Raw genomic sequence first — 17,160 nt, 5'->3', positions numbered from 1 at the left:
CTATGGCCGCAGTTTGACGATCTTGTACGCACAGCGGCGATTGCCCTCCAGCAGGTACTCTGTCCTGCTGACTGCTGCCTGATCGCCAAGCAATTTCTGAAACAGAGCCAGCTCGGCGCGGCAGTAATGATGGCAGCTCTGCGCCAGGCCGACGATCGGGCAATGGTTCTCGATCAGCAACCAGTTCTGGTCTGGCAGCAGCCGTACCTCTGCCATGTATCCATCCCGGGAGCGAAGCGAGGCCAGCGTTCTGATGCGCTCGGCCAGGTCAGTCTTGTCAGCCAGAACACGCTGATATTGCGCGGCCAGGTTGTCGCTGCGCCGGTCCACCAGTTCGATGAGGGCGTCACCACCGAGGCTCTCTCTGATCACCTGGATCAGTTCGCAGCTTTCTTCGCGATGGCCGTCCGGGAACTGGCCGTGGCCTTTTTCAGTCAGTTCCCACAGGTGCAGGGGGCGTCCCCGGGTCTGGCGGGTTTCCACCGTGGCCTCAACCAGCCCGTCGCTGAGCATCTCTGCCAGGTGCTGCCGAATGCCCATGGTGGTCATATTGAGGCGCTTGGCGAGCAGTTTTACCGACTGACTGCCGTGCTGTTTGAGCTGCTCCAGGATGTTCTGCTGCGAGACCGAGAGGTTCATCCATCAATTCCGTCGTGATACTGCCTATTGGTATCGGCAGATTAACAATAGCGTTTACTGTAGTAAATCCTCTCTGTCAGACAGTGGCCTGGCTTTAAGGGGCGGCTGTTCAGCCGGAAGTGCCATTGTCAGGGCCTGTTCACACTGATTTGATTGTCACAACCCGAAGGGCTGGGGCCATTTTCGCTTCCCGCGTTGTTGGAATTCGCATATTTAGAACGACTAAACTACACTCATTCCCCCTGGCTGGAGGCAAAAATGAACTCCAGCAGCGGCAATTAAGTCAGTGTGAACAGGCCCTGGCATCCCGCAACGCAGACTTTCGAGGATCATGCAAAATGGAGTTACCGCTGCTGGTCAGCTTTGTCGCTTACCTGTTGATGGTCACGTTAATCGGTGTCGTCGCCTATACCCGCACCCACAATATTGATGACTATATTCTCGGGGGGCGTAAGCTGGGTGCCGCAGTGACCGCCCTGAGCGTCGGGGCCTCGGACATGTCCGGCTGGCTTCTGCTCGGCCTGCCCGGGGCTGTCTACCTGTCCGGTCTGAGTGAGGTCTGGATCGGTATCGGCCTGGTCTGTGGCGCTTATGCCAGCTGGCGGCTGGTCAGTCGACGGCTGCGCGTATACAGCCATCATGCCCGCAACTCGCTGACCCTGCCCGATTACCTGGAGAACCGCTTCGCCGACCGCAGTCACGTGTTACGGGTTCTGTCGGCGCTGGTTATTCTGTTGTTTTTTACCTTTTACACCGCCTCGGGACTGGTAGGCGGTGCGATTCTGTTTGAAAGCAGCTTCGGCCTCGATTACCGGGTAGCGCTGTCCCTCGGCGCCCTGGTCATCGTTTCCTATACCTTTGTCGGGGGCTTTCTGGCGGTCAGCTGGACTGATGCCCTGCAGGCCTTGTTGATGCTGCTGGCACTAATTCTTACCCCGCTGCTGGTGCTGCGGGACGCCGGCGGTCCTGGCGCGTTGAGCCAACAGCTGCGAGAGGTGAACCCGGCCAGTGTCAGCCTGTTCTATGGCACCTCCCTGGCGGGCATCGTCTCGCTGCTGGCCTGGGGGCTTGGCTATTTCGGGCAGCCCCATATCCTCGCCCGCTTTATGGCGATAGAAAGCCCGGCCAGATTGGTGGCGGCGCGACGGGTGGCCATGAGCTGGATGGTTATTGTGCTGATCGGCTCAGTGAGCACGGGCCTGGCCGGCATGGCCTATTTCTCGGAGCAACCGCTGGATAATCCGGAAACCGTGTTTATTGCCCTGAGCCAGACCCTGTTCAATCCCTGGGTCGCCGGGATTATCTCGGCGGCTATTCTGTCGGCCATCATGTCCACCATCGACTCGCAATTGCTGGTGTCCTCCAGCGTGATCAGCGAAGACTTCTACCGGGTGTTCATCCGGCCCGGGGCCGGCAAAAAAGAATTGCTGCTGGTGAGCAGGGCGGCGGTCATAGGCATTGCCCTGGTCGCTGTCATTATTGCCAGTGATCGTGACAGTCGGGTACTGGACCTGGTCAGTTATGCCTGGGCTGGATTCGGCGCCTCATTCGGCCCGGTGATTCTGTTCTCCCTGTTTTGGCGCCAGATGACCGGGCTGGCAGCTATCGCGGGGATGCTTTCCGGAGCGGTGACCGTTGTCCTGTGGTCGAGCCTGGAGGGCGGGTGGTTTGACCTCTACGAGATGGTGCCCGGCTTCGCCATTGCGTCACTGGTGATCGGGGGCGTCTCCAGGCTGGCTCCCCAGGCAGATGGCGAGATTCTGGCTGAATTTGATCAGGTGCAGGCCCTCGGCAGTGAAAGCCAATCCCGCCGGAGCGGATAATTATTTACTGGCTGGCCGAATCATTTCCACGTGGGGGATCCCGTCTTCGAGATAGGGCGCCGAGACCGGATGGAAGCCGAACTCCCGATAGAATTTCTCCAGCCGCTGCTGGGCTGAGATCCTGATGCCTTCGGCGGGCCAGATGTCCTGGCAGATATCGATTGCCTTCTTGACCGTTGACCGGCCAAACCCGTGGCGTCGCAGTGAAGGTGTGCTGGTGATTCGGCCGATAGCCGGCTCTTCGTATTTCACTCCCGGCGGCACAAGCCGCGCGTAGCCGGCCAGCTTGTCTTCCAGGTAACCTAACAGGTGCATGGCATCCTGATCCAGGCCGTCGAGATCCTGGTAGATACAAGCCTGCTCTACCACAAACACCTCGGATCGCAGTTGCAGCAGGCTATAGAGTTGTGCGGGTGTCAGTGCATGAAAGGTCAGGCACTGCCATTTCAGTTTTGACATGCAGGTCGCTGCCTGGTGTACTCAATTTGGTCGGGACAGCCCATGGATTCCGGGTAAACATAGCACGGAATGCGCCCGAGGCGTGTTACTATTTTCAGCGTCGTCCTGGTTTGCTGACTGGACGGTTTACGAGGATTGTAAGGTTTATGAAACGGCGAACGGTGTTTAAAGTCATGGCAGTGTCAGCGCTGCCGACGCTGGGAAAGCTCGGCGGCAGGGGTACGTTAGGGGCTTTTGGCTCCCTCGGTGCGTTCAGTCTGTCTGCCCGGGCACACGAAGCGGATGCCCAGCGGATTTACATTAACGAAGAGGAGTGGTTCGACCGGCTGAGTTACCTCCAGTATTCGATCCTGGTCATGGGTGAAACTGAGGACCCCGGATCCAGTGAATTGCTTACTGAGCAGCGTCCCGGTGTATACAAGTGTATCGGGTGCGACCTGGACCTGTTTCGCTCAGAGTGGAAATTTGACAGCAACACCGGCTGGCCAAGTTTCTGGGACGCAATACCCGGTCACCTGGAGGAGATTCGCGTCGGCCTGGGCCTGCTGGGCCCGGTGGAATACCGCTGCGCAAGGTGTGGTGGCCACCATGGTCATGTATTCAATGATGGTCCGCAGCCCACCGGGAGGCGTTACTGCAGCAATGGTGCTGTGCTGGTCTTCACGCCGGATCAGGGATAACGCATTGGATCTCTGAAAATGCTGGTTTTATGCTATACTTTGCCGGCGCAGCCCCGGTGGCACAGCTGGATAGCGCGGCCCCCTCCTAAGGGGCAGGTCGCAGGTTCGAATCCTGCCCGGGGCACCAATAAAATCAATAAGTTACATGGTCTTTAACTGCGACTCTAACCAATCGCATCTTCCGGGGCTTCACGGGGGACTCTTCTACCTTTGTAACTCTAATCCGTCATTCTTAAAAATAAATCGGACTTAAAATCCCTCGGAGGAAACTCCGTACCGGTTCGATTCTGGTCCCGGGCACGAATAAAATCAATAGGTTATGTAAGGATTGCTCGTCGATATCAGCTAGCATCGAGACCCCTAATGCTCGTGTAGACACAATGTAGACTAAGTCGCGAGTTCGATTTTAATAATTCAGAGACGATGCCAAGATACCAAATTTCGAATTGATGCTTGAAGCTGAGTGTGCCTATGTTCTAATGTGACGCCACGTGAAAGACGGGATTGATTTTACTTGGGCAAATTACTTTTGGTCCCGTTTCAATTTAGAACTCCAATATATGGGTAATCGTATGATTTCTCTCAAAGAAGCGACAATTCAAAAATATAAGTCCGTTGAGTCGGATCAGCGATTCGAAGTTGACGAAAAGACCACTGTATTGGTAGGCATGAATGAGTCTGGGAAAACTTCAGTCCTGGAAGCGCTTGCTAAGACCCGATATTTTTCAGATGACGAAGATTTTGTATTTAACTTAACTCATGATTACCCGAGACGAGAGAAAAAAGCGATAGAGAAGTCTGGTCAGAACCCTGCTGCAATTACTTGTGTTTATCAAATATCTGACTCGCTAATGTCTCAGATTGAAAAAGATGTTGGTCCTGAAGTCTTCATTTCAAAAGAATTCAGTATTACAACGAAATATGACAATACAAATGCCTATAGTGGAGTAGATACCAACATTGAGGCGTTAATAAAAAATAAAACAAGAGAAGATAATATTGACAGCACTGCCTTGATTGGAAAATTAGTTAAGGTTAAATCCGCTGATGAGCTAACTTCAATAAGAGACGGGTATAAAGACGACAAGATTATCAGTGGTATCAATTCGCTAAATAAGTATTTTGTCAATGAATGGAATTGGGGCTCATCGGCTGTTAGCGAATATATTGCGCGTACTTACCTAAAACCCAACTTACCTGTGTTCCTGTACTACGACGAATTCTATTCGCTACCCTCAAGAATTAGCATTGAAAAACTAAAAAATGAACAGTTGGAGTCAAATGATTTAAAAACAGCAAAAGCACTTTTTGAGTTAGCAGATATTAATGTAGATGAGCTAATTAGCGCTGAAGATTTTGAGGATTACAAAGCTGAGCTGGAGGCTACAGAGGCTACAATCACTCAAGAACTCTTTAAATATTGGTCAACAAATACAAATTTGGATATCAAATTTGATATTGATAAAAAAATAGTGACAGGCCCCCAGGGTAACCAAAGAATTGCGGAGCATATTTTAGATATTAGGGTTTGGAATTCCAGAGCCCGTGTTTCCTTGCCACTAAAAAACAGAAGTAAAGGATTTAACTGGTTCTTCTCCTTTCTGGTATGGTTTCAGAAGATTCAAGAAGATAAAGACACTAGCTACATACTTCTTTTAGATGAGCCCGGGCTAAATCTTCACGCGTCAGCACAATCAGATTTATTAAGGTTTATTTCAGATTTGGCGACTGACTATCAAATAATCTACACCACACATTCACCCTTTATGGTAGATCCGGCAAAGTTACATCATGTAAGAACTGTGGTCGAATCTGACAAAGGATCCGTGATATCAGATTCTATTCAGGAAAAAGATCCCAAAACGCTTTTTCCACTTCAAGCAGCTTTGGGCTATGACATAGCGCAGAATCTATTTATTTCTAAAAATAATCTATTGGTTGAAGGGGTTTCGGATCTTATTTTCTTAGAAGTAATGTCAGGAATATTGCAGGAGGAAGGTAGAAATTTTCTTAGAGAAGATATAACAATAGTCCCCGTCGGTGGTTTAGAAAAGGTATCAACATTTGTTTCCCTTATGCGAGGCACAAAACTGAATATTGTTTGTTTGCTTGACTCAAGCATTGATGTGTCTAGTAAAACTAAGCTAGATAATTTAGTTAGGGAAAAAATTATTAAAGATAGTACTGTAAGGTATTACGATGAATTTAGATCTGACAGTGATGAGGCAGACGTAGAAGATTTGTTTGCCAAAGACGAATACTTGGAATTGTTTAATGCGTCGTTTGATCAGTATTCTAATATTGATGTTAATGATCTCGATTCGAGCTTAAGTAGAGTAATAGCGCAAATTAATAAACATCTGTCTGTAGAGAGATTTAATCATTATCGGCCTGCTAACGAACTTGCAAAAAAAGGTGCTAACACTACCGATTTCTCAGAAGGTACGATTAACAAATTTTCGGAATTGTTTGGAAAAATTAATTCGCTTTTCCCGGACTAGTTTCGAGTATCTTCTTTGCTCCTATTCAATGTGCTGCTTTAGTGATTTACATATAGGACATATTAGTTGTTTTGATCTTGTCCGTTTGTAAACCTCCTGCTTCCACTCATGCCCTCGATTGCAAATCCACCAAACTAGTTTGCTGCTTCTGGGTACTATTTCTTCGGGATGCAGGCCAATATTTTTATTATAGATGTCAGTTGAAAGGTCCTCTTGATCGACCACACTTAATGGTCTGGCTATAGCGCCTCCTTGTTGTCTCCATTTGGTTGTCAAGAGGTCAATCTGGGTCTGTGAAAATCGATCAGGGCCTGTGACAATTAGCTTGTAAGACAAATGGAGAATTATGAAGATTTTAGTCACACTTTATGGAACTATTCTGCGCAGGATAGACGGATATCTAACTACGTTATCATCGCTGGACTGCGATCGTCCCCGTAGGTATGGTCGGGGCAGATCGAGCGCAATCCCTGGCTCAGAAATGATGAGCTAGAGCTAGCCGCTCAACCATAAATGTCACTAGTTGTAAGGTTTTATTAGATATTCTGTTAGGTCATAAACTCCTAGATATATCGGAATGCACGAGCGAATCTAGGAACGAAACACAAGGCGAAGGACATATTTATGGAACATAATAAGTTTGAGCGCTACCTTGACGTTTTAAAGTTGCTCAGCTGCAGGGTAGTGGGGCAACGCCAAGCTAAAATGGCTATTGCTGAAGGTTTGAGTCCTCATAAGATCCAAAAGATCCCTGCACCCATTATTGCAGCCATCGGTCGATATGGGCATGGAAAGCTAACGGTGCTGAGAATGCTTACTCAGTACCTATACGGTAACGATATAGCTATATACAACGGTATTGGCATAGACCGTCTCTCAGATCGTTACTTCACGGAAGTTTCTCATGATTCGCTATTTTATCGCCCACTTTATGGAGAAAATACTTTACGCACACTTGAGCTGCTGAATGCTGAAACGAAGAAACTTCGTGAATTGGGAGAGTTCCGGCGCGGTTTTTTCATTCAAGTTAATCTAAGCTCAGATTTATACAGATTTGATGATCACGATCCAACGGAGGTTCTCATAAACGCAGCAATGTCTGAACCCCCTAAACAAATGACGCCAGAAATTGTTCGGGCAGTAATTGAAATGGCAGATGTTGTCCTTCCGTTCGAGTGCTTATCTGAGCAAGAGCTTCACGAGTTGGTCCGAGTGTCGTTGAATAATAAATTATTTAGGCATCAGGCTTATGCGGCATCAAAATTTGGAAATCCCTCTCCCGCGTCAGTACAGTTCTCGGATGAAGTCGTTTCGTGGCTCTTGAGTGAAATTGTGGAGAAAGAGGGTTCATATCCAAGCGGCAATGCCATTCAGCAAGGTGTTGAAGAAATTTTTTCGGACAATGATTTATACGATCAAATTATGAATGCTCGTGCTGATTTGCTGGTCGACCTAAAGGGTGGGACGATTGTTGTTACAAAAATTGGGAAGAGGGGGGTTGCACCTTTCTGGCTTTGATCTACCGAAATGTACAAAATTTAGAGATTTACGTTGTAGGATTCACATATTTTTGAATAACAGATTAATGGTTCTGCTAATGGCCAGCTCAAGAAGGGAATTCCTGAAAGCGACAAGTTTGGGTTTATTATCATCTGGGCTTCTCAGGCTTCACTAGACGCTTTCCAGCCTCTGAAAAAACGCCTCTTCAGATTTCACCGGGAAACCCCGTCGTTGCTTAAATGACTCTTTATCGGATTGTAGAATATCTCGATAAAGTTAAATATCTCTGTCTTGGCTTCTGCCCGTGTCGTGTAAATATTTCTCTGGGTGGCACGTTTCTTGAATGTCACAGAGAAGCTTTTAGCTGCGGCGTTACCGTGTCAGTTTCCTCGCCTGCTCATTGATGGCAGCATGTTGTTTGCTTCAAGGAACGAGATGCAGTCATGGCTATCGTACTGGCTAACCTGGTCGTTGTGGAACAGCACTTTGTTTTTCGGTTGTCGCCTCAGCTTTGTCATAGAAATGGCGTCGGTAACCAGGTGTCGATCGATATTCTTGCCTATAGTCCAGCCCACGATATTTCGAGAAAATATATCCAGCACGGTCGCCACATACATAAATCTTTCGTAGGTCCTGGCATGCGTGATGTCACCGACCCACGCTTTGTTCGGCCTATCAGGATTATATACCCGGTTTAACCGCTTGCCTGCCAACTGCGCTGGCTTACCGCATTTGAAGTGGCGGCGCTTATAGCCGATCTGTGCTCGGAGCCTGTTTTTACGCATGATCTCTGCTACCCACTGTACGTTGCAGACCTCTCCAGCTTCGCGCAGATCACGGCAAATGCAGGGGCTGTCGTACGTGCCGCTACTGGCAACGTAGTATTCGCGGATCATCTTAAGTAGTCGCCTGTCTTCAATCTTTCGGTCAAAAACCGGTTTATGCCGCCAAGCATAAAAACCACTGGGATGCAGCTTGAGGACCTTGCACATGATCGGAGTCGGAAATTCCTGGCGATCTTTGTAAATGAAGGCATACTTTACTCGTGGTCATTGGCAAAGTAGGCGGCCGTTTTAGAATGTCACGCTCCATTGTGGCTCGATTGAGTTCCGACTTCAGCTTAGCAATCTCCGCTTCAGCATCTGGTTTGCAGGCCTCTCGGGGGTTGGGTTTGCCGTACTTCTTCATCCAGGCATAAAGGTTGTGGGTGGTGATACCCAGTCGCTGAGCCTCCTCCGCCACTGAGTACCCGCGCTCAGTTACCTGTTTGACAGCGTCCTTTTTGAATTTTTTGTCATATCGCTTGCCACTCATAGACACCTCGCTTAAAGTTAGATTCTATGGCTTTTTGGTGTCTAGCAAACCCTGTAAAGTTCGATTAGCGGTTGTGGTCTTGGAGTTGGAAGACGAGGATGGGATCCGAGGTCATCAACCTAGACACTTACCTTAACTACTTTGTCTAGGTCGCCAAGATAGTCTGACGAAGGCCCCCGCTGGCGGCGTCGGACTTTAATGAACGGCCGCGGAACTCGCTCAGTTCTTAAATAGAGGTTTGTCAAGCACAGGGTCGATCCTGGATATTGCTCCTAGTAGCGCCTACTTCGGAAGGCCGGAGGCAAGCCCGATCAACCCATAGAATGGCGGTGTGGCTGGTGCAGAGTTCGGATGTATTCGTTGTTCGTCGAACTCGCAAATTAGGGAGTTGATAGTCGGTTATGAATTTCTTGCGCGGATTGAATCTTCCAATTCCCCAAACTCTTACCAATACTCAGCTTGTGGACCTAGCTGCAGTGGTCCTTTTTGCAATGACGCTGCTTTTTCTTGTCCTCCGCCTCCGTCAACGCATTCGCCTTGGTCAGAAATACCTCGATGATTTACCCGATAAGTCAGCCGATATAGCGGAGGCCATTTCCGACGCCGCTCGGCTTGCAACGCTGGACGAGCCATCTGAAGAGGCAAGTAATGCCTTCGTGGTTTCCGGATCACCCCGCCAAGTAAAAGACGTTCTTGAGCCCGAAAACCGGGCAGATGCGGCTATGCTGCGCCAACCGCTTGCTGAATTAAACAATGGACTGCTCAACCTCACGGACAATTTGATCGCGTCAATGCCATCCGACGATGGAACGCAGCGTTTTGTTGCTTTTCAGCGCGTGTCAGAGTCGTTTTCGGCACAATTGCCGGACCGTTTTGTTGCAGCTTCTCGAGCAATAGCCTTCAGCCGCTTGTCGGTTCAGGCGGGTTTAGCGTTTTCCGTCCTGTTTATCCTTCGAGCGCTCATGGATATCAACAACGACGATGAGGTGTTACGCAACGTCACTTTCAAATTTGGCTTCACCCTTGTTGGCCTGACCGCTTCGGTCGCTGTGCAGCTTATGCTCGGGTCTGCAACTCGCATGGCGAGCCTTGCTTTCTTGAAGTTCGAAGAAGAACTGAACCGGAAATTGAGCATAAGGATTATGTCGCCGCTGGCTGGAAGTTACCAGTTGCTTCAAGACCAACGCGTGCTGAAGGAGGAACTCAAGCACACGCTGGATGCGTTTTCGGAACAGATCGGGAAACTCGAGCAAGGTGCGGCGTCTCTTAGCACCGCTGCCGGTCATGCTGCCAGCACGCTGACCGACGTCATGGCGGCCACACGTAAGGCGAGCGCAGAGGTTTCTTTACAGGTCGCCGAGCACGTCAAGGCTATGGCCGACGCCATGGAAGAGGCGCAGTCAAATTACAGGACAAAGATAGATGGCCATGCAAGCAGAGTGATTACGCGTTACGGGAGCGCGCTAAAGGCCGCGAGTATTAGGTTCAAGGCGACGGCGGGCGAGGCTGGCGCTGATTTCGGTAAGAATGTGTCCACCGCTGCGAAAACTCTTTCGACATCTTGCGCAGAAACCACGAACAGCTTCGAAAAGCAATTTGAAACGGCATCGAAGCACTATCTGGAAAGCGTCGGAAAGATTGGCGAAACGACAGCAGAGGTTGCGAATATCCAAGCGTCATTGGTCCAGCGAGTTGCCGATGAAGAGGAGCGTGCAAGCGCTCGCATTGGCGAATTGACATCCGAAGCAGTCGATTACCTGAATCAGGTAATGAACGAAAAGAAAGCTGAAATACTCGAAGAGATTCGCAAAAAACGGTTCGATGGCGATCAACTTGGACTTGCCGATATCTTGCAGATTAGCGCGGACTCCGAGAGCGCCGATGTCGCCGAGGAATCCGAGCCAGCGGACATTCCAGTCGAAACTCCGACCAACGGACCGCGTGACACAGAGCCAGATACGCCACGCGATCCGCCGACGGATCCCGATGATGAGCGTGGTTTGGAGCTTTGAAGCCGGTTGAGATGATTTGTCCAAGCATCAATGTTCTCCGCGCAGATGTGAAGGATACCGCACCGTTACACGATGCGTTCTTGCATTTTCTCGTCCCCCTTCAACCCACGGACCGGAAAATACGAGAACAGCTGCAGGCATACTTCGAGAAGCATGCGACCGTCGCATCGCTGAACGTAGGAGGTAGAACGCTTCACAATTCTCCGCCAGAAGAGACAACGCCGGTACTTACGGTTGTTCTAGTAGAGCCGTGTCCTGAAATGGGAAGTAAAGTGAAGAACGTCAATAAGGATGAAGAAAAACAAGAGCGCGACGAAAGGATTGAGTCTTTCAAAGCAAGTCTTGAACGTTCAAACATCCCGTGGTCACCGAACGTAATCGTTGCATGTCTTGGTGAGAAAGACGTCGCGGTTACAGATTTGTCTTCGCCGCTTGAAGCGCATTTTCCCGGTTCAGCGCTCCGCTTTATTGATGTTCTGCCAAATAATGAGATGCCGGAAGCGTTCTGGTGGTGGCGGTATCACCAAAAGCGTGTCGCGGTCTTGCCGTCTTCCGGAAGGACGATCTCCGCCGGGCTCAAGAAGACAATCGGCGCTCTGGCCGCGGCAGGGATCAAGGATGCTGGGCAGGCACCCGTAATCTGCGCTGCTACGAATCTCTTCGGGCCACCGGATCTGTTCGCAAAAGTTGCCCTGTTGGTTCTTGACCTCCAAGATGGCTGGTGTTTCGAAGACGCCCCGAAAGCGACAGTGAGGCAGAAGACCAAAAACGAAGAGGCGCGTCAAGCCTTCCTGAGGCTGCTGCAGGAGTATGGGAAGCAACTCTCGTTGGGCTCGGACGACATCCGGATTGTCGTGTCGCGCAGCCACGCGTCAAAGGAGCTTCACCCAGATATCGAAGCTGAACTTGGGCACGTACCGAAGGCTTTGCCCGACACTGTGTTCACTCCACTCAGCGTTCAGCTAAGCCAAATCACGGCGGAGCAACGCTACGCATTGTCAGCCCTGTTGCGCACGGAAGAAGCTAAGCAAACAGAGACTGTTTCCGAGACAAAGTTGATGGCGCTGGAGGGTCGTCTACGAGTGCTAAAACACCGGATCTCCTTGCAGGAAGCCCGCAGTGGCGGAGATATCGCAACTCGTCTTGATGCGCTCTTCGAAGCCGGCAACAAGGAGCTTGGCCAGATCGTCGAACATTCTATCGAGCGAATGATCCAACGTCTGCGGGCTGGGGCCTATCATGGCGTTGACAATACGAAAAGCGGAGAGGGCAGTCGTGACGGCCCGCGATGGATCAAACGATTTCCCGTCCGCAATCACCTACCAGCCTGGTGGTCGTCAAATCGCGGGCCAGCGGGCGGGAGAAACTGGCTTGTTTCAAGGCCTGCGGTGATGGGATACTTCGAGAGACTAATAGACCGAAAAATCAACGTCGAACCGAATGAATGGATAAAGGAACGGATATCTGAAGCCATCAGTTTGGATTGCAAGGCGGGATTGGCGCGTCTGTCTCTGACGACAGATCTCTTTTTTGAAGCCGTTATACGCGGCGAAAGTCGAGCGATGTTGCGTGAACTCGAGGTGTCGGAGTCGAAGTCGGGTTGGGCTGGCCCGCAAACGGAACCTTTGCCGTCCGGTGCACATGTCGCCACAGGTCTGGCCGGTCGGCGCGCCGCTGAGGCGGTCGCCCCCGAGACACTTCTCCTTGGCGTGCCGATATGGCCCGAGGTTCAGAAGCTGCCAACGCGCCTTAACTTTATTCGAAATTTCAAGTCACTGGGTAGACTTACCAAACAAGCTGGCAAGCTATTTGGGGGGCTAGTTTTAGTTACAGCCTTTTCTAATAGTGTAGACTTTTCGCAAGCTAATTTGAGTAGCGACTACATTGAAAGCAATTGGCTAATTTTGCTTGTTTGCCTGGCAGCCTTGATCATCACTATCGGGCTCTCAGTGAATGCGCATCTGACACAGCTTGGTGAAAAACTCGACAAGCTGCGCGACGATACTCACAAGTGTATTGAAGACGCTGCCATTCGTCAGCTTTCCGGAGCAAAAAAAATCATGCTCGATGTGATCGAAGACGATATGGTGGCTCTACGTAGTGACTTGGCCGCGGCTATTCAGGCCCGCGATGGCAAAGTTCTGAAAAGCCTTTACACCGAACTACAGGAGCTGGAAGATCGCATTGCGGCCGCCCGGCCGCTGGTCAAGGAAAATAATGAAAAAGCGGTACAGAAAAAGAAGGAAGAAAAAAGCCGCCGTGACAAGTTAGTCAGGGCTTTCGAAAAGACTTTCTCCCTGAAGGTGCTTCAGCCATGACCGGCAATCAGATACTTGTGGTCGAGTTCGGAAAGACATCCGAAACGGATGCTCGAGCTATCCTGTTATCGTCCGATGCCGATACCCGGCCAATCAAGGGCGAAATTAAGGCTATCGGGGGCTATTTGACGGACCGGGGGAGCGAGGCTTCCTACGCTTGGATTGTCGGCGACACGTTCAAGGATGTCACGCAGACTTCCGATTGGACGACGGTAAGGCTTGAGGACAACAGGCTTGTGCAACACGCTTGGCAATTACGCACGGGGCTGTTTCTTGCATTGGCGGAGAAGATGCGGAAGGAAGGCGCGCATTTCAACGAGGATCTAAGTGTGGTTCTTGTCGACCCCTCCATTCCGGACAAGAGATGGCTTCCGGGCTGGCTTCGGCTGGTATTGGAGCGCCTTGGCTGGAGCGGTCGCGCCATAGCTTTTAATGACCGCCTCGTCTCCGAGGAAAGGCTTTACGGAGACGGTCATCATGAGGCCCCGTTGAGTTACTCCGCCTTCGACAAACTTCTAAGGCGCATGAGCCTTGAAGGAAAGGAGCATGACTTCGGTCAGCGCCGGGCAAGTTTCGGACTCAAGTTCAGCGGGCCCGGCAAGAATGGAATCGTGCACACGGTTGTGAAAAAAGGCGAGACCTTTCCGATGCAAAGCGAACACCGCATCGTGAGAGAAAAGTCGACCCAACCCCTGCGGTGGGACCTGTACCTGATTTATGACCCGAGGAATCGTCCGCAAAAAGATCCGGAGATTAGACTGTCACCCGTCATCGCGGGGACGCCCGCCGAAGGGGTGTTGTTCGCGGTGATGGAGGCTGAAGATCTCAATGCATCTGATCCCAATGGGGGGGTCCGGATCATTTTCGAGGTTGATCGTTTCGGGCGGCTGTATCTCACGTTGAGAGACGATTTTGACCGCCTCATCAAGATGCGAACGGCAATGCCACAATCGTCCGACGGCCTCTTGTGGTCCCCTGATGACCCGGTTCTGGAGCCCAAATACGAACCAGCATACATGAAATCCAAAGATAGTGATTATCGCAAATTCCCGATCATTCCTGCCGACCGAATATTTGTCTCGGTGCCGTTCCTCCAGGAGCCAGCGAAGGACGTGGTCAGCCTTTGGGGCTGGGAGCGCCTTCCTGGAGCCATAGCGGCCACAAACTTCAACGGCGGGGCATGCGAAAGCTACGACCATGACTTACCCTCTCGCCAGCGGCGCGGCGCGACCATGGATCTGGTTCCGGACGACATCACGAATGCCATCAAGATCCATCGCGACAGATGGGATGAGCCGGGTAATAAGGAGCGAGAGCTTGCGCGCCGCGTGGTGAGCGAGTCGCGGGAACCGTCAAGCAACAGTGATCTCGTCGAGGCGCTGGCAGAGAACCTTCCGGAAGAGATGCACCATTTTCGGGCGTTGCTCACGCAGATCGCCCGAGAGGTCAAGAGTACGACAGAGAGAATGAAATGACGGATCCGGACCTTGCGCCACAGTTGGATGAATTGGAACAGCTTCTCGATACAGTCGCAAAGGTGATTGACACGTTCGAGAAACGCTCGACTGCGACACGGGAAGGGATCGAACGACTCGAGATCGCCCTGCCGAAACTCGATACAATGCTGGCGCTGGCCGAAATCGCCGGCGCTCCGGACCAGTCGAGCTATGCCGCGTTGGCCACGACGCTGTTCGCACCTTTGTCTGCCCGTTTGCAGGAGGCCGATGCCGTGCTCGACGTCAGCTTCGATCCCGGCTCTGCGCTCGACGGGCTGACGGAGAGTGTAAAGGAAGCCCTCGGAGATATGACCGAGTTCGTTGAGGAGGCCGCCGATGAGTTCGACACTTCGATGGACGGGCTAGACACCTTGATGTCCGAGGCGGTCGTTCAAGACGTCGAAGAGACTCTTGCCGAGTGGCAAAGCATGTCCGAGGAGGCGGAAGAAACGGTCACGTCTGCGTCCGAAGCGTTTGAGGAGGCGCGCTCTATCTCTACCGACCAACTTCAGACGGAGATCAAGGAGCGACTCGAAGATGCAATGGGTGAGCATGTTACAAGAATTGCCCGGGAAATAGAGGGCGTTTTCGACACCGCCGAAGAGGTGCTGGAGAAAGCAAATGCTCTCGTTGGTGAGGGCGTCGGCAATGTGACGGATGTCGCAAACAGAGTGCTGGTTATCCAAAAGGCGATCAAGGATCTCCGGCCCGTTCTGGAGGTTTTGCTATGAGCTTAACGATTGCACCGCTGACGAAGTCCATGGGCAACCTGAAGACTGCCATCGACGATGTCACATCCCAGGCGTCGGCTCTGGGTGAGAGCGCCGCAGGCATGGTGGCCGAAGCAGACCTCGTTGACCGCATAAAACTGCCCAATCTTGTGTTTGATCCAGCGACGCTACCCGGGTTGACGACAGCTAACGCCCTATTCGACGAGATCGATGACTTCCCCGACAAGATGCTGGCAAGCCAGGCAGAAGTCTTTGCCAAGATTGCAGAGTTTGATGCTGCTATTGGGCAGATCGCGACATTCGAGGAGGCCTGCGTGGAAATGCTGGACGCACGCAAAGCTGCGATCGAAGCGCTTCGGGAACGATTGGAGCAACTCGAACAGCAGATCATTGCGGATATCCAGCGCTTGCTTAGTGAGTCAGGCGACGCCCTGAAAGAGGCGCTCACCGAAGGTATGGAAGAAACCGGGAACGCGACCTTTGACGATGCGCAGAAACTGCTGGAGGACGCGTTCAGTGACTATAAGGATCTGGTGGAAGACACCGCAGATCAGCTGGAAAGCACCATAGATGATGTTCTGGAGGCGTTCGAGAACGGCAGTCAGGAAATCCTCGAGGAAGTGATCGAAGAGCGTGTCCGGCAACTCGTAGAGGCCCAGCTGGTCGAGGTGATTGAAGATCTCGGGCTCAGCCAGGCCATCTCGGCGTCAAGTCAGGTGTTGTATTCCTCGGTCGCCACGGCCGCGCCAAACCTCGTCATTGCTCTCAAGGCTGTCGGCCCTGTTAAATCCATTCTGGAGGCGATGAAGTTATGAGCCTCGATCAATCAGACATCGACAGACTGGCCGGGCAGGTTGATCGCCTGACGATGCTGGTCACTGGTGTGGGTCGGCGGGTGGAGGATCAGGAGATCCTGCTGCGCAACATTGAAGCGCGCATGACGACAGATCTTGCGCCGGTGATAGACCGGCTCAACATGGCCTTTCAGGATGCGGAAGCAGTCGGCCAGGAGGTCTTGGCTGTCGTGCAGGAGGCGGATGCCGAGGTGTTGGAATTGGCGAATGCCGTGAGCGGTGGATTGTCGGACGTGCTCGCCAATCCACCTGTTACCGAAAGCCTCGACACGTTTGAAACTGCCATTGCCACTGCAGCAGACGTCAATGACGCGCTCCACGGCAGACTCGCTGCATTGACCGAGGTTGTTGAAGGCGCAGAGGCAAATGTTTTTTCAGCCTTCGATGCGCTCTCGGACAAGAGTTCGGAAATCAGCGAAACCCTGGTGGAAACCCTCACGACAGAGGCGGAGAAACTGACCGAAACCATGGCTGAGGAAGTCTTTGGCCCAATCCGCGAGGCCATTGATGCCATGACCAGCGCTTTGGTGGAGGTCGCAGACGAAACAATCTCTGACGTTCTCAAGGCGCAAATCGAACGGTTGGGGACAGAGGTGGCCGAACAGTTCGAAAAAGTGCTTGCATTCCTCAGAACCGCGATCGAGGACATGACAGACGGGATCGTTGCACAGCTCGGCGCCGACACGGAGAACGAGCAATCTGCGCGGGCTGTCCTTGAAGCTGCTGTTGCCCCGCTGGACCCCCTCATGGACAAGGTCAAGGAGGCGTATGATCTCTTCAAGGGCATTGCCGACTCCGTCGGAGTCCCGCTACCGGATCTTGGGTAAGGAGAC

14 protein-coding genes and 1 tRNA gene are annotated in these 17,160 nt (G+C 51.8%); 11 read left to right on the top strand and 4 right to left on the bottom strand.

All coding sequences use genetic code 11. The annotated features are described in order from the left end of the window. On the bottom strand, positions 1-639 hold the full coding sequence (locus R3F50_18395; protein ID MEZ5492257.1) for a winged helix-turn-helix transcriptional regulator: 639 nt from the start codon (positions 637-639) through the stop codon (positions 1-3). A 338-nt stretch (positions 640-977) separates the two neighbouring features. Here R3F50_18395 and putP point away from each other — a divergent pair, with 338 nt between their 5' ends. Continuing rightward, a complete protein-coding gene (putP, locus tag R3F50_18390) occupies positions 978-2,462 on the top strand; it encodes a sodium/proline symporter PutP (protein MEZ5492256.1) in 1,485 nt (494 codons plus the stop codon). On the opposite strand, the gene R3F50_18385 is transcribed toward putP, so the two are convergent. Further along, a complete protein-coding gene (locus R3F50_18385) occupies positions 2,463-2,921 on the bottom strand; it encodes a GNAT family N-acetyltransferase (GenBank protein MEZ5492255.1) in 459 nt (152 codons plus the stop codon). Between the two features lie 146 nt (positions 2,922-3,067). Here R3F50_18385 and msrB point away from each other — a divergent pair, with 146 nt between their 5' ends. The 4 genes from msrB (at position 3,068) to R3F50_18365 (ending at position 7,620) form a co-directional block, all read left to right on the top strand. After that, a complete protein-coding gene (msrB, locus tag R3F50_18380) occupies positions 3,068-3,601 on the top strand; it encodes a peptide-methionine (R)-S-oxide reductase MsrB (protein MEZ5492254.1) in 534 nt (177 codons plus the stop codon). Between the two features lie 50 nt (positions 3,602-3,651). Beyond that, positions 3,652-3,728 (top strand) — tRNA-Arg (locus R3F50_18375). Between the two features lie 364 nt (positions 3,729-4,092). Beyond that, a complete protein-coding gene (locus tag R3F50_18370; GenBank protein ID MEZ5492253.1) occupies positions 4,093-6,102 on the top strand; it encodes an AAA family ATPase in 2,010 nt (669 codons plus the stop codon). Positions 6,103-6,726: 624 nt separating this feature from the next. Then, complete coding sequence (locus R3F50_18365; protein ID MEZ5492252.1) at positions 6,727-7,620, top strand: hypothetical protein; 894 nt, start codon at positions 6,727-6,729, stop codon at positions 7,618-7,620. Positions 7,621-7,982: 362 nt separating this feature from the next. Here R3F50_18365 and R3F50_18360 read toward each other — a convergent pair whose 3' ends face one another. Continuing rightward, complete coding sequence (locus R3F50_18360; GenBank protein ID MEZ5492251.1) at positions 7,983-8,594, bottom strand: IS3 family transposase; 612 nt, start codon at positions 8,592-8,594, stop codon at positions 7,983-7,985. After that, positions 8,542-8,916 carry a transposase gene (locus R3F50_18355; protein MEZ5492250.1) on the bottom strand — a complete coding sequence of 125 codons (375 nt, stop codon included), beginning with the start codon at positions 8,914-8,916 and terminating at the stop codon, positions 8,542-8,544. The genes R3F50_18360 and R3F50_18355 overlap by 53 nt, the downstream gene beginning before the upstream one ends. Before the next feature lie 401 nt (positions 8,917-9,317). Between R3F50_18355 and R3F50_18350 the strand changes: the two genes are divergently transcribed. The 6 genes from R3F50_18350 to R3F50_18325 all read left to right on the top strand — a co-directional run bounded on the left by R3F50_18350 (position 9,318) and on the right by R3F50_18325 (position 17,154). Further along, complete coding sequence (locus R3F50_18350) at positions 9,318-10,928, top strand: hypothetical protein (protein MEZ5492249.1); 1,611 nt, start codon at positions 9,318-9,320, stop codon at positions 10,926-10,928. A gap of 272 nt (positions 10,929-11,200) precedes the next feature. Further along, a complete protein-coding gene (locus tag R3F50_18345; protein ID MEZ5492248.1) occupies positions 11,201-13,246 on the top strand; it encodes a hypothetical protein in 2,046 nt (681 codons plus the stop codon). Continuing rightward, positions 13,243-14,721: a hypothetical protein gene (locus tag R3F50_18340; GenBank protein ID MEZ5492247.1), complete on the top strand. Its 1,479-nt coding sequence runs from the start codon at positions 13,243-13,245 to the stop codon at positions 14,719-14,721. Before R3F50_18345 ends, R3F50_18340 begins: the two co-directional genes overlap by 4 nt. Beyond that, positions 14,718-15,473: a hypothetical protein gene (locus R3F50_18335; GenBank protein ID MEZ5492246.1), complete on the top strand. Its 756-nt coding sequence runs from the start codon at positions 14,718-14,720 to the stop codon at positions 15,471-15,473. The genes R3F50_18340 and R3F50_18335 overlap by 4 nt, the downstream gene beginning before the upstream one ends. Then, positions 15,470-16,288 (top strand): hypothetical protein, encoded by an 819-nt coding sequence (locus R3F50_18330; protein ID MEZ5492245.1) that lies wholly within the window; start codon positions 15,470-15,472, stop codon positions 16,286-16,288. The genes R3F50_18335 and R3F50_18330 overlap by 4 nt, the downstream gene beginning before the upstream one ends. Continuing rightward, the gene (locus R3F50_18325) at positions 16,285-17,154 is read left to right on the top strand and encodes a hypothetical protein (GenBank protein ID MEZ5492244.1); all 870 of its coding nucleotides are present in this window, start codon (positions 16,285-16,287) and stop codon (positions 17,152-17,154) included. Before R3F50_18330 ends, R3F50_18325 begins: the two co-directional genes overlap by 4 nt. The last annotated feature ends 6 nt before the right edge of the window (positions 17,155-17,160 follow it).

Source organism: Gammaproteobacteria bacterium (assembly GCA_041395725.1).
Lineage (GTDB): Bacteria > Pseudomonadota > Gammaproteobacteria > Pseudomonadales > Pseudohongiellaceae > NORP240.
Note: the sequence above shows the minus strand (reverse complement) of the source record. Positions and strands in the feature narration are given on the sequence as shown.

What these genes read in the sequence shown, in the direction of transcription:
- R3F50_18395 (MEZ5492257.1), bottom strand. Translation starts at nt 639, where the DNA reads ATGAACCTCTCGGTCTCGCAGCAGAACATCCTGGAGCAGCTCAAACAG.
- putP (MEZ5492256.1), top strand. Translation starts at nt 978, where the DNA reads ATGGAGTTACCGCTGCTGGTCAGCTTTGTCGCTTACCTGTTGATGGTC.
- R3F50_18385 (MEZ5492255.1), bottom strand. Translation starts at nt 2,921, where the DNA reads ATGTCAAAACTGAAATGGCAGTGCCTGACCTTTCATGCACTGACACCC.
- msrB (MEZ5492254.1), top strand. Translation starts at nt 3,068, where the DNA reads ATGAAACGGCGAACGGTGTTTAAAGTCATGGCAGTGTCAGCGCTGCCG.
- R3F50_18365 (MEZ5492252.1), top strand. Translation starts at nt 6,727, where the DNA reads ATGGAACATAATAAGTTTGAGCGCTACCTTGACGTTTTAAAGTTGCTC.
- R3F50_18360 (MEZ5492251.1), bottom strand. Translation starts at nt 8,594, where the DNA reads ATGTGCAAGGTCCTCAAGCTGCATCCCAGTGGTTTTTATGCTTGGCGG.
- R3F50_18355 (MEZ5492250.1), bottom strand. Translation starts at nt 8,916, where the DNA reads ATGAGTGGCAAGCGATATGACAAAAAATTCAAAAAGGACGCTGTCAAA.
- R3F50_18350 (MEZ5492249.1), top strand. Translation starts at nt 9,318, where the DNA reads ATGAATTTCTTGCGCGGATTGAATCTTCCAATTCCCCAAACTCTTACC.
- R3F50_18340 (MEZ5492247.1), top strand. Translation starts at nt 13,243, where the DNA reads ATGACCGGCAATCAGATACTTGTGGTCGAGTTCGGAAAGACATCCGAA.
- R3F50_18335 (MEZ5492246.1), top strand. Translation starts at nt 14,718, where the DNA reads ATGACGGATCCGGACCTTGCGCCACAGTTGGATGAATTGGAACAGCTT.
- R3F50_18330 (MEZ5492245.1), top strand. Translation starts at nt 15,470, where the DNA reads ATGAGCTTAACGATTGCACCGCTGACGAAGTCCATGGGCAACCTGAAG.
- R3F50_18325 (MEZ5492244.1), top strand. Translation starts at nt 16,285, where the DNA reads ATGAGCCTCGATCAATCAGACATCGACAGACTGGCCGGGCAGGTTGAT.